The sequence below is a fragment of the Pseudomonas sp. SA195 genome (genome assembly GCF_054131565.1).
The window spans coordinates 591,134-603,039 of the sequence record NZ_CP096392.1; the positions used below are offsets into that span (position 1 = coordinate 591,134).

Here is an 11,906-nt window from a genome sequence, read left to right on the forward strand (position 1 = left end):
GGGCGGTGGTTGGAAGTGGCTGAAAACGAGCCGACGGTCACATTATGGATAAGGCGCCGCCGCCTTACAAAGCCTTAATCATGCGTAGGCCGCATTTCGTCGCCCTGATGGTGCCGGGAGGCCAGCGTTGGCACGAACCAAGCCAGCAACGGGCAGAGCAGGGCTAGGCAAAAGCGTTGGTAATCGGCCAAGGGATTGTTGAACACCAAGCCGTTCCAGGAGGCGGAGAACAGCATCAATGCGCCGGCAACCAGTCCAGCCAGCGTCTTCTGATGATGTGGCCATTGCACCAGTCCGGCATAGGCGACCAGGAGTGCGCTGGCCAGTGCCAGAAGTGCGGCGTACTCATCGCTTCGGTCGAGCCGGCGAGCCAGTTCGAAGAATACGCACAGGCCGATCACCACTCGGCCCCAGGTCGGACGGCTCCAGACCCAGCCGCGGCTGAGCGCAACTGCGGCCGCGGCTGCCATGGGCAGCCCCAGCAGCAGGGTTGCCTGAAACAACCAGCGTTCGGCATGCAAGGTATCCAGCCCGAACGCCAGCCTCGCTACGGCACAGCCCCCGCTTGTGGCCGCCAGGGTGAGGGCGAGCAGGGCGCCGAACAGCGCCGGCTGGTTGGGTTCGGCATGACCGCGGCGGGCAAGGCCCAGCGCGACGGCACTGGCCGCCGCCGATACCGTCAACAGCAGTGCCTGGAACAGGTCAGGCATTAGACCCTCTTCAACTCGGCGAACGCGCGTTCGGCCGCGTTCAAGGTCAGCTCGAGCTCGGTGTCGCCGTGGGCGATTGAGGTAAAGCCAGCCTCGAAGGCGCTCGGCGCCAGGTACACGCCACCGTCCAGCATCAGGTGGAAGAAACGCTTGAAGCGCTCGGCATCGCTGGCCATCACATCCTCGAAGGTGACGATATCGTCGGCTTCGCTGAAGTAGAGGCCGAACATGCCGCCGACCTGTGTCGTGACAAAGGGAATGCCTGCCGCCGAAGCACGTGCTTTCAGCCCGTCGAGCATACGTGTGGTGTAGTCGGTCAGCTCGGCGTGGAAGCCCGGGCGGTTGATCAACTTGAGGGTGGTCAGGCCTGCCGCCATGGCCAGTGGATTGCCCGACAGCGTGCCGGCCTGGTAGACCGGGCCGAGCGGAGCGATGCGCTCCATGATGGCGCGCTTGCCGCCAAAGCAGCCGACAGGCATGCCGCCGCCGATGATCTTGCCAAAGGTGGTCAGGTCCGGTGTCACGCCGTAGTACGCCTGGGCGCCGCCCAGCGCGACGCGAAAGCCTGTCATCACCTCGTCGAAGATGAGCACCACACCGTGCTTGTCGCAGAGTGTGCGCAGCCCTTGCAGGTAGCCGGGGGCAGGCGGTACGCAGTTCATGTTGCCGGCCACGGGCTCGACAATGATGCAGGCGACGTCCTCGCCGACTTCGCTGAGCATCTGCTCGACGGCGGCCAGGTCGTTGAATGGCAGTGTCAGGGTGTGCTTGGCAAAGGCGGCCGGTACGCCGGCGGAGCTTGGCACACCCTGCGTCAGCGCGCCGGAGCCTGCCTTGACCAGCAGGCTGTCGGAGTGGCCGTGGTAGCAACCCTCGAACTTGATGATGCTGTCGCGCCCCGTATAGCCGCGGGCCAGGCGGATGGCGCTCATGGTGGCCTCGGTGCCGGAGCTCACCATGCGCATCATTTGCATCGACGGCACAAGGCTGCAGACCAGCTCGGCCATTTCGGTTTCCATCGCCGTCGGCGCGCCGTAAGACAGGCCATGCTGCAACTGGCGGCGTACTGCGTCGAGCACGTCTGGATGGCTGTGGCCCAGGATCATAGGGCCCCAGGAGCCGACGTAATCGACGTAGCGCTTGTCATCCTCGTCGGTGACGTAGGCGCCTTCGGCGTGCTTGAGGAACAGTGGGGTACCGCCGACGCTGCGGAAGGCGCGGACCGGGGAATTCACGCCACCGGGAATGTGTTGCTGGGCGCTGGCGAAGAGGATTTCGGAACGGGACATGCGGGGCCTCTCGTACAAAAAGAATTAGGAATGGGCGGGCGTGGGCTTCGCCCCCGATCAGCCGGCGGCGAACAGGTCGGTGAAAGCGCGGGCGCGGCGCTCGACGTCCTGCGCCGAGTCAGCACTGAACAGGGCATGAATCACCGCGATTAAGCTGGCGCCACGGGCGATCAGCTCGGGCGCGGTCGCCAGCGTCACACCGCCGATCGCGGCAATCGGCACGGCGAACCGTTGGCGGGCCTGTTCGAGCAGATCGACCGTGGCGGCCGGTGCGCCGGGTTTGGTATTAGAGTCGAAGAACCGGCCGAAAGCGATGTAGCTGGCGCCGTCGGCCACGGCCTGTTCTGCCAGGTCTAGCCGGGCGTGGCAGGTGGCACCGATGATTGCCTTACGACCAAGCAGGGCACGTGCGGCTGACAGCGAACCGTCTTGCTGGCCTAGATGAAGGCCCGCGCCCAGGCGTGCGGCGAGCTCGGCGTCGTCATTGATGATCAGGCCGGCACCGTAGCGCTCGCACAATTTCAGCAGCGCCTCGGCTTCTCGTAGCCGGCGCGCGTCGTTGTCGGATTTGTCGCGGTATTGCAGCAGCCGGGCGCCCCCGTTCAGCGCGGCTTCGGCATAGGGCAGCAGGCGACCGTCAGCGAGCAATGTGCTGTCGGTAATGGCGTAGAGGCCGCGCAGTCGGGTGAGCTCTTTCATCGGCGGCTCCTTAAGACAGGTCCAGCGGAAGGCGGCGGGGAATGTACTGGCCGCGGCCCGGCGCTTCGGCGTCACGCAGCGTGCGCCAGGTGTAGTCAAGGGCTGTCTTCACAGCGCTGACCAGCTCTTCTCCGAGCGCCAGGCGCCCGGCCAGCGCGCTGGCCAGGGTGCAGCCGGAGCCGTGATAGCTGCCCGGCAGGCGTTGGCAGCTGAAGTCGTGGCGGCTGCCGTCACGGCAGTAGAGGCGGTTGTGTACTTCGGTTTCGTCACCGTGCCCGCCAGTGATCAGCAAGTGACGGATATGCGGCAACAGGCGTTCGGCACATTCATCGGCCGAGCCTTCGGGTAATTCGGCAAGAATGCGTGCCTCGGGGAGGTTAGGCGTCGCGATCGTCGAAACCGGAAACAGCCGTTCGCGCATGGCGTAGCCGACCTCGTCCTTGCCGAGGGCGCCACCACCACCAGCGCGCAGGACCGGGTCGCATACCAGGGGCACGCCGGGCAGCTTCTGCATGATCTGCAGCACCGTGCCGACCATCTCGACCGAACCCAGCATGCCCAGTTTCACTGCCGCCACGGGAAGATCGTCAATCACCGCATTGGCTTGGGCCAGCACCCACTCGCGGTCCAGCACGCGAAAATCCGAAACGTCAACCGTGTCCTGTACGGTCAATGCCGTGACCGCTGGTGCTGCGTGGCAGGCCTGGGCGATCAGGGCTTCGATGTCGGCTTGCAGGCCGGCGCCGCCGCTCGGGTCATGGCCAGACAGGCAGAGGACGACAGGACGGGAGCAAGGGCCGGGCATTCGAATTCCCCAGTTTGGCGTGGCACAGGCAGCCAGCGCAGCGTTGCGCTGGCATTTAGAGGCGTGCGAGCTTATCACCAAACACCTGGCCCGGCTTGCTTGAGGTCAGTCGGGGCAGGGCGAGACAGTAGACCGTCCGGCGGGTTCCCGCGGTTCGTCGGAAACTTGTCCCCGGCCCATGCTAAAGTGCCACCACTTCTGAGCGGTCACGTGTCTTCAGGGATGGGCTCCCTGACGTGCTGATGGATTCCCCGATACATGCGCCATTTCCTTTTGCTCATCCTTAGCATGCTGCCGATGCTGGCCAACGCCGTCGTGTTCGATGAAGACGATCGCCGCATTCCCCTTGGGCGCGTAATGGCCGTGCTGGAAGATCCGACCCGCGAAGCGAGGATCGAGGATGTGCTCGCGATGGACGCCGCTGGCCAGTTCGTGCCGCAGCACCAGGAGGTGCTCAACGCCGGGTATTCGCGTTCGGCCTTCTGGCTGCGGCTCGACCTGGACTATCGCGCCAGTGAGCGCAGCCGTTGGTGGCTCGAACTGGCCTATCCGCCGCTGGACCTGCTCGAGCTTTACCTCCCGGACGGCCAGGGTGGCTACCGCCTGGCCGGACGCAGCGGCGACAGGCTGCCCTTCAGCGAACGAGAAATCCACCAGCGCAACCACTTGTTCGAATTGCAGATGGCGCCGGGCCAGGCGAAACGGGTGTACCTGCGCCTGGAAAGCGAGGGCTCGATCCAGGTGCCGCTGACGCTCTGGGCGCCCGTCGCCTATCTTGAGGAGCAATCGGCGCACATCTATATCCTGGCGGTGATCTACGGCGTACTGCTGGTGATGCTGGTCTACAACCTCTTCATCTATCTCAGCGTCCGCGACCGCAGCTACCTCTATTACATCCTCTACATCGGCTCGTTCGGCCTCTACCAGATCTCGGTGAACGGCCTTGGCGTGCAGTATTTCTGGCCAGAGTCGCCGTGGTGGGCCAACGCCTCGACGCCCTTTCTGATCGGCGCGGCGGGGCTGTTCGGTTGTCAGTTCGCACGCAGTTTCCTGCACACCGCCGAGCACAGTCCCTGGATCGACCGCGCGCTGCTGGGGCTGATGGCGCTCGGGCTGGTCACCATGGTGCTGTCGTTCACCTCCAGCTACGCACTGGCGCTGCGGCTGGCGACCTTCCTGGCGCTGTGGTTCATCCTTGTCATTTTCGTTGCCGGCATCCTCGCCTGGCACCGTGGCATGCGTGTGGCGCGCTACTTCATGATCGCCTGGACGACCTTTCTCATCGGCGGGCAGATCAACACGCTCATGGTGCTCGGCTACCTGCCGCACATGTTCCTCACCATGTACGCGGGGCAGATCGGCTCGGCGGTGGAGGTCGCGCTGCTGTCGCTGGCGCTGGCCGACCGCATCAACATGATGAAGGAAGAGCGCGCCCAGATGCTCGAGGAGACCGGACGCAAGCTCGAAGAACTGAACCGCGAGCTGGCCGAGAGCAACCGCCTGAAGGACCAATTTCTCGCCAACGTCACCCACGAGCTGCGTACCCCTATGCATGGCGTGATCGGCAGCCTGGACCTGATGCGAACATTGGAGTTGGATGGCGAGCTGGAACAGTACCAGCGCATCGCTACCAGCTCGGCACGTGACATGATGCGGCTGGTCAACGACATCCTTGCGCTGACCGAACTCCAGGCCGGCAAGCTGCGGGTGCGCCGGGAGGCGTTCGGGCTGCGTGCCGTATTCGACGAGCTCTACATGCTCTATGGCGCCCGCGCCGCGGTGCGCGGCCTGTCCTTCGAGCTGGATTTCGTCAGCGGCTTGCCCGAAGCGATGGTCGGTGATGCTGCCAAGCTCAAGCAAAGCCTCGGCTATCTGCTCGACAACGCGATCAAGTTTACCTTGCACGGCGGCGTCACCCTGGCGGTCAGTGGGCGGCAGAGCGGATCGGACTATGAGCTGCAGGTCGAAGTGATCGATACCGGCATCGGTTTCGAGGCGCCGTCGGACGACTCGCTCTACCAGTATTTCCGGCAGCTCGATGGCAGCATGACGCGTCAGTACGGTGGCCTTGGCATTGGTTTGTCGCTCTGCCGGCAATTGGTCGAGCTCCAAGGCGGGCGGCTGTCCTACCATTCTGAACCCGGCCAGGGCAGCCGTTTTCAATTGCTGATGCCGTTCCAGGCGACCTGACCTCCGCGCGATGCCGCGCAACTTTGGCCGAAACCTCGCTTTTGCACCCTCCTGGTGCGTGCTTCACTTCATTGATGGAGCCCGCGCGGCCTGCCTGCCCAGGTCGGATCGCTGCCGGCGCGCCACGTCGCCACCGAGGAGAGCTGCCATGAGCCTGCATCAATACGCCGAAACGCACGAGGTGCTGAACCAGGTGCCGCCGCTCGACGGCGCAAACCTTTATCGCCTCGACCTACCCTTGCAGGACTGGGTGCGGCGTTACCGGGGCGGCTGGGCCGAAACGCGACTTGAGACCTACGGTGCGCTGGCTGGCGGCCCGTTGATGGCGGCGGGGTTCCTCGCCAACGAGAGCCGGCCGGTGTTCAAAAGCCACGACCGCTACGGCCATCGCATCGATGTGGTCGAGTTTCATCCCGCGTATCACCAGCTCATTGGCACCGCCATCGCGCATGGCATTCCATCGCTGCCCTGGACCGACCCGCAGCCTGGCGCCCAGGTTGCGCGGGCCGCGCTGATGTACCTGCACAATCAGGCAGAAGCCGGCAGCAGCTGCCCGTTGACTATGACCTATGCCAGCGTGCCTGCGTTGCTGCAGCAGCCCGGTATAGCGGACGTCTGGTTGCCAAAAGTTCTCAGCCGCGAATATGACCCGCGCAACGTGCCTATGGAGCAAAAAGCCGGTGTCACCATCGGCATGGCGATGACGGAGAAACAGGGTGGCACCGATGTTCGCGCCAACACCACGCGCGCCCACCCCATCGGCGCGACCGGGCCAGGCCAGGCCTACGAGCTGGTCGGTCACAAATGGTTCTGCTCGGCGCCCATGTGCGACGCCTTTCTGACCTTGGCGCAAACCGAGCGAGGGCTGAGCTGTTTCCTGCTGCCGCGCCACCGCCTGGACGGTAGCCGCAACCAGTTCTACATCCAGCGGCTGAAGAACAAGCTTGGCAACTGGTCTAACGCGTCCAGTGAGGTCGAATACCGTGGCGCGCTCGCCTGGATGATCGGTGAGGAGGGGCGCGGCGTGCCGACCATCATTGAGATGGTCTCCTCCACCCGTTTCGACTGCATGGTCGGCTCCAGCTCGCTGATGCGTCAGGCGCTCACCCAGGCGATGCACCATTGCACGCATCGTCTGGTCGGCGGCAAGGCGCTGATCGAGCAACCCTTGATGCAGAACGTGCTCGCAGATCTCGCCCTTGAGAGCGAGGCCGCACTGGCACTGACCCTGCGCATGGCCCGCGCGCTGGACCACCCGTTCGATGAGGGTGAGACGACCTTCGCGCGCATCGTTACGGCGATCGGTAAATATTGGATCTGCAAACGCGCGCCCGAAATGATCGCCGAGGCCAGCGAATGCCTGGGCGGAGCCGGCTATGTCGAGGACACCCTCATGCCGCGCCTTTACCGCGAGGCGCCGGTCAATTCGATCTGGGAAGGTTCCGGCAACGTCCAGTGCCTGGACCTATTGCGAGCCCTGTCCAGGGAATCCGGCGCGCTTGATGTCTTGCACAACGAGCTTGGCGACGGCCATGGCGACCCGCGGCTACGCGTGCATGTCCGCCAGCTCCAGGCGGCGCTCGCCGACACCGACGCCATCCATTACCGGGCCCGTCAGTTGACCGAAGACCTCGCCGTCGCCCTGCAGGCCAAGCTGCTCCTCGAGGCGGGCAACGAAGCCGTATCGGACGCCTTCATCGCCAGCCGCCTGGACGGCCGCGGCCGCGTCTTCGGCACCCTTCCGACAGGGCTGGACATCAGTGCGGTGTTGGCGCGGAGTGCGCCGTTTCTGGATTAGCCGTTTCTCCGTCTGGGTAACTCCGGGGGATTCAATAGGCGCGCTGGGCGGCGGTGCTTGATCGGCTTGAGGGTATGTACAGATATGTGTACATTTCGCGCATGCTTGAGGAATCCACTATGCAAACCATCAACTACACCACAGCGCGCCAGCATCTCGCTGAAACCATGGACCGGGTCAATGGCGACCGCACACCGATTATGGTCACCCGGCAGAAAGGTGAGCCGGTAGTCATGATTTCCCTCGCCGACTTTAATGCGCTGGAGGAAACGGCGCATTTATTGCGCTCGCCTGCTAATGCCGAGCGTCTGATCAGATCCGTCAACAATTTGCGCGCCGGTAAGCTAGCGTCTCGACAGTTGCTGGAAGACGAATAAGCACGGCATGAATATCCTGTTCACGCCCGAAGGATGGGATGACTACCTCTGGTTCCAGCAAAACGACAAGGCAAGTCTTAAACGAATCAACCTGCTTATCCGCGATGCCGTGCGCACACCCTTTACGGGACTCGGTAAACCGGAACCGCTCAAGCACAACCTGAGCGGTTTATGGTCAAGACGAATCAGCAGCGAGCACAGGCTGGTTTATGCGGTGGATGATGGTCAGTTGCAGATTGTCATGTGTCGTTATCACTATTAAACAGACCCTGTCTCAATCAGCGCGATTACAAGCGTGGCTTGAACCTGAGCAAATGGTGGTGGCCAGAAGACCGAGCCAGCCACGGCGAAGGATGTTTCAACCCAAGCGCCCGGGTAGGGCGCGACCACTAAGACCCTAGCCAAGCTGGCTAACTGGGCGGCGTTTCAATCCACGCGCCCGCGTGGGGCGCGACGGCGGGTTTATAACCCGTTGTGCTAGGTGAAGAAAAGCTGGGCATTTTGCGAAGCGGCGTGGAAGAGGCACATCTGTTGGCCCGGGCAGCGTGACCAAGTCACGCGCCGCTGGCGCCTGGCGCAAAAACTGCTTGGCGCTTCGAGCACGCCGTCGCCGCATTTATGGCTGCCCCTGGCTCCGGGTGTCGATGCGATGCGGATATGCCGTGATGCGGGCATCGAGGCAGCCGCCGCACAGGCGTTCGCCGTCGGCCATGATGCGCCTCACGCGCTGCGCCTGAGCCTGACCGCTGCGCCCAGCCTGGCACTGCTCAAGGCGCGGCTGGAGCAGTTAGTACTGCAGCTCGCGGCGCATCGGTGCGATGAATGAGCTCGGGCAGGTGCTACCGCTGTCATCGAACAGCAGGCAAGATGTTTTCAATGACCAGACAAGGAAACCCACCATGAATCCAGCAGGCGAGACTTTTCGCATTGCCACCAGCGCTGAAGCGGCCGTGGACCACCTTGCCGAGTTGCACCAGCACGCCACTCGCGCCCTGAACCAGGCACTCAAACGCTATGTCGCCACGCGCGAGGAGCCCGATGCCGCCGAGCGCGCGCTGTTTCGCTACCCCGAGCTACGCCTGACCTACGCCTGCCACGGCCAGGTCCCGGCTTCGACCCGCGCCTACGCGAAAGTACAGGCGCCGGGCATATACAGCGTCACCGTGACTCATCCGGGGGCGTTTCGCGGCTATCTGCTCGATCAGTTGCGGCCGCTAATCGCCGATTTCGGCGTCAAGGTCGAGGTCGGCATCAGTGATCGCAACATTCCCTACCCCTACGTGATCGAACAGGGCGACGAGCTAGCTGGCACGGGCGTGACGGCTGCCGAGCTGGCGCGGGTGTTCCCCAGCACGGACTTGTCCGCGGCGACCGATGATATCGCCGATGGGCTCTACGACTGGGAACATGCCGATCCCTATCCGCTTGCGCTGTTCGACGGCGCGCGCGTGGACTTCTCCCTGCGCCGGTTGGTGCATTACACCGGCAGCGATTGGCGCCACGTACAGCCATGGATTCTGTTGACGAACTATCACCGCTACGTCGACCAATTCATCCGCCACGGTTTGGACATGCTGCGTGATGACACCCGTTTCACGCGCATGGTGCTGCCAGGCAACATCGTCATCGAGCGAGGCATGGAGGAGGGGGAAGCCCAGGCGATCATTGGCGGCGTGCTCTGGCACCGCTACCAGATGCCGGCTTATCACCTGGTTGCGAAAGACGGCCACGGCATCACCCTTGTCAATATCGGCGTAGGGCCATCGAACGCGAAAAACATTACCGACCATCTCGCGGTGCTGCGTCCGCACTGTTGGTTGATGATCGGCCACTGTGGCGGTCTGCGGCAGTCGCAGTCCATCGGCGACTATGTGCTGGCTCACGCCTACATGCGGCGCGACGGCATTCTCGATCGCGTACTGCCACCGCATATTCCGCTGCCGGCGCTGGCTGAGGTGCAGCAGGCGCTGCAAGAGGCTGCTGCGCAAGTTACCGGTGATCAGGGTGAGGCACTGAAGAAGCGCCTACGCACCGGCACTGTCCTGACCTACGACGACCGTAACTGGGAGCTGCGCTGGGCGCAGGAGCGGCCGTTGATCAATCTTTCGCGCGCTGTAGCGGTAGACATGGAGAGCGGCACCATCGCCGCCCAGGGTTATCGCTTGCGGGTGCCATACGGGACGCTGCTCTGTGTGTCGGACAAGCCGCTGCACAGCGAGATCAAGCTGCCGGGGTCTGCCAACGCCTTCTACGAGCGGGCCGTGACCCAGCACTTGAAGATAGGCATCGCTGCCCTCGACCTGCTGCGCAGCCAGCTCAACTCGCTGCATTCACGCAAGCTGCGCAGCTTCGACGAACCGCCGTTCCGCTGAGCCAGGCGCAACGAAAAAAGCCCGAGTCAGGTCACTGGCTCGGGCTTTTCATTTCAAGAACGGCATGGCGGCGTGAAGCCGCAGGGGTACACGGTCGCTTCGGCCCAGGCGCGCGCAGTTGAGGCTCTGCACCTCGACCATTCACGCGTCGTCTGTCAGGCCGCGAGCAACCAGGCGCCAGCCAGGGCCGACGCCGCACCGGCGATGCGTACCAGAGGCGCGGCAACCTGCGGCAAGCTGCGGGCAACGACGTAGCCGGCGCCGTGCAGCGCCGCGGTCGCGGCCACGAAACCGGCGGCATAACCCCAGGGGCTCGACAGGGCCGGCAACTCCAAGCCGTGTGCGACCCCGTGACTGGCGGCGAACAGGGCGGTCAGACCGGCTGCGACGGCCAGCGGCGGGCGTACCGCCAGTGCGACCAACAGGCCCAGCGCCAGCACCGAGCCGGCGATGCCGGTTTCCAACATTGGCATCTCGGTGCCGGCAAAGCCGAGCAGGCCGCCGAGCAGCATGGTTGCAACGAAGGTCAGCGGCAGCGCCCAGCGTGCCGTGCCGGTCTGCTGCGCCGCCCAGAGCCCGACGGCAAGCATCGCCAGCAGATGATCGAGGCCGAAGACCGGATGGGCGAGACCGGACATGATGCCGGCGTGGTCGTGCCCGGGGTGGGCTACAGCCAGCGCCGGACTGAGCAGCAGGGCGGTGGCGAAGAGAAGTTTTCTGTTCATTCGGTGTTCCCTCTGGTTTGCATGATGCGTTCGAATCGTCGCGATGCTTCGCGTCGGCGCGGTCGGCGGTTTCCCGGTAGCAGCCCGCTGGCTGGCGAAGCGCTTGGCGATGAGCGAGCACGGACGGGCACGCCTACAGGCGGTGCTGGCTCAGGCGGCGCTGAGCATTCCCTGTTTTTCGATGAAGGCGATGATCTCGTCGAGTCCCTGGCCGACTTTCTGGTTGCTGAACACGAACGGCTTGTCGCCGCGCATCTTGCGGGCGTCGCGGTCCATGACCTCCAGCGAGGCGCCGACCATGGGGGCGAGGTCGACCTTGTTGATCACCAGGAGGTCGGACTTGCAGATCCCCGGCCCGCCCTTGCGCGGCAGCTTGTCGCCGGCCGAGACGTCAATCACGTAGAGCGTCAGGTCCGACAGCTCGGGGCTGAAGGTCGCCGAGAGGTTGTCGCCACCGGATTCGACGATGATCAGGTCCAGCCCCGGGAAGCGCCGGTTGAGCTGCTCGACCGCTTCGAGGTTGATCGAGGCGTCTTCACGAATGGCCGTGTGCGGGCAGCCGCCGGTTTCCACGCCGATGATGCGCTCGGGTGCCAGGGCTTCGTTGCGCACCAGGAACTGGGCGTCCTCCTGGGTGTAGATGTCGTTGGTGACGACGGCGATGTTGTAGCGCTCGCGCAGGGCGCGGCACAGGGCGAGGGTCAGGGCGGTCTTGCCCGACCCGACCGGGCCGCCGATGCCGACGCGCAGGGGTTGGCTGTTCATGATGGTCTCCTCTGGAAGGCGGTGTGGCTGCCTTGGGGTTGCGAAAGGGGTGCCGCTGCCGATTGGGGCAGGGATGGGATTCGTTGGGTGAGCGTGTTTGCCGCTTGCGGATGCAGTGCGTGTCGGCAGTGGCTTGGGTGCTTCCAAGGGACGTTCCGACACTCGGGCAAAAAGCC

General features: G+C 64.2%; 12 protein-coding genes. 6 read left to right on the forward strand and 6 right to left on the reverse strand.

Annotated features, from left to right (window positions below; translation table 11 throughout):
* Nucleotides 1–74: 74 nt before the first annotated feature.
* Genes M1D78_RS02640 through M1D78_RS02655 form a run of 4 tightly spaced genes read right to left on the reverse strand, consistent with a single transcriptional unit; the run spans nt 75 to nt 3,503 of the window.
* Nucleotides 75–710 (reverse strand): hypothetical protein, encoded by a 636-nt coding sequence (locus M1D78_RS02640; protein ID WP_437422113.1) that lies wholly within the window; start codon nt 708–710, stop codon nt 75–77.
* Nucleotides 710–1,999 carry a glutamate-1-semialdehyde 2,1-aminomutase gene (gene hemL / locus M1D78_RS02645; protein ID WP_437422112.1) on the reverse strand — a complete coding sequence of 430 codons (1,290 nt, stop codon included), beginning with the start codon at nt 1,997–1,999 and terminating at the stop codon, nt 710–712. Before hemL ends, M1D78_RS02640 begins: the two co-directional genes overlap by 1 nt.
* Before the next feature lie 57 nt (nt 2,000–2,056).
* A complete protein-coding gene (thiE, locus tag M1D78_RS02650) occupies nt 2,057–2,698 on the reverse strand; it encodes a thiamine phosphate synthase (RefSeq protein WP_437422111.1) in 642 nt (213 codons plus the stop codon).
* A 10-nt stretch (nt 2,699–2,708) separates the two neighbouring features.
* Nucleotides 2,709–3,503 (reverse strand): hydroxymethylpyrimidine/phosphomethylpyrimidine kinase, encoded by a 795-nt coding sequence (locus tag M1D78_RS02655; protein WP_437422110.1) that lies wholly within the window; start codon nt 3,501–3,503, stop codon nt 2,709–2,711.
* A gap of 258 nt (nt 3,504–3,761) precedes the next feature.
* Between M1D78_RS02655 and M1D78_RS02660 the strand changes: the two genes are divergently transcribed.
* From M1D78_RS02660 to amn, 6 genes are all read left to right on the forward strand, one after another.
* Nucleotides 3,762–5,693, forward strand: coding sequence for a sensor histidine kinase (locus M1D78_RS02660; RefSeq protein WP_437422109.1), 1,932 nt, complete (start codon nt 3,762–3,764; stop codon nt 5,691–5,693).
* 148 nt (nt 5,694–5,841) lie between these two features.
* A complete protein-coding gene (locus M1D78_RS02665; RefSeq protein ID WP_437422108.1) occupies nt 5,842–7,491 on the forward strand; it encodes an acyl-CoA dehydrogenase family protein in 1,650 nt (549 codons plus the stop codon).
* A gap of 119 nt (nt 7,492–7,610) precedes the next feature.
* Nucleotides 7,611–7,868 (forward strand): type II toxin-antitoxin system Phd/YefM family antitoxin, encoded by a 258-nt coding sequence (locus M1D78_RS02670; protein WP_437422107.1) that lies wholly within the window; start codon nt 7,611–7,613, stop codon nt 7,866–7,868.
* Nucleotides 7,869–7,875: 7 nt separating this feature from the next.
* Complete coding sequence (locus tag M1D78_RS02675) at nt 7,876–8,130, forward strand: Txe/YoeB family addiction module toxin (RefSeq protein WP_437422106.1); 255 nt, start codon at nt 7,876–7,878, stop codon at nt 8,128–8,130.
* Nucleotides 8,131–8,517: 387 nt separating this feature from the next.
* Entirely contained in the window at nt 8,518–8,694 is a 177-nt protein-coding gene (locus M1D78_RS02680; protein ID WP_437422105.1) for a hypothetical protein, read from the forward strand.
* A gap of 73 nt (nt 8,695–8,767) precedes the next feature.
* Nucleotides 8,768–10,240 carry an AMP nucleosidase gene (gene amn / locus M1D78_RS02685; RefSeq protein WP_437422104.1) on the forward strand — a complete coding sequence of 491 codons (1,473 nt, stop codon included), beginning with the start codon at nt 8,768–8,770 and terminating at the stop codon, nt 10,238–10,240.
* A 155-nt stretch (nt 10,241–10,395) separates the two neighbouring features.
* Here amn and M1D78_RS02690 read toward each other — a convergent pair whose 3' ends face one another.
* Complete coding sequence (locus M1D78_RS02690; RefSeq protein ID WP_437422103.1) at nt 10,396–10,965, reverse strand: HupE/UreJ family protein; 570 nt, start codon at nt 10,963–10,965, stop codon at nt 10,396–10,398.
* Nucleotides 10,966–11,115: 150 nt separating this feature from the next.
* A complete protein-coding gene (ureG, locus tag M1D78_RS02695) occupies nt 11,116–11,730 on the reverse strand; it encodes an urease accessory protein UreG (RefSeq protein WP_423706016.1) in 615 nt (204 codons plus the stop codon).
* Nucleotides 11,731–11,906 lie beyond the last annotated feature (176 nt).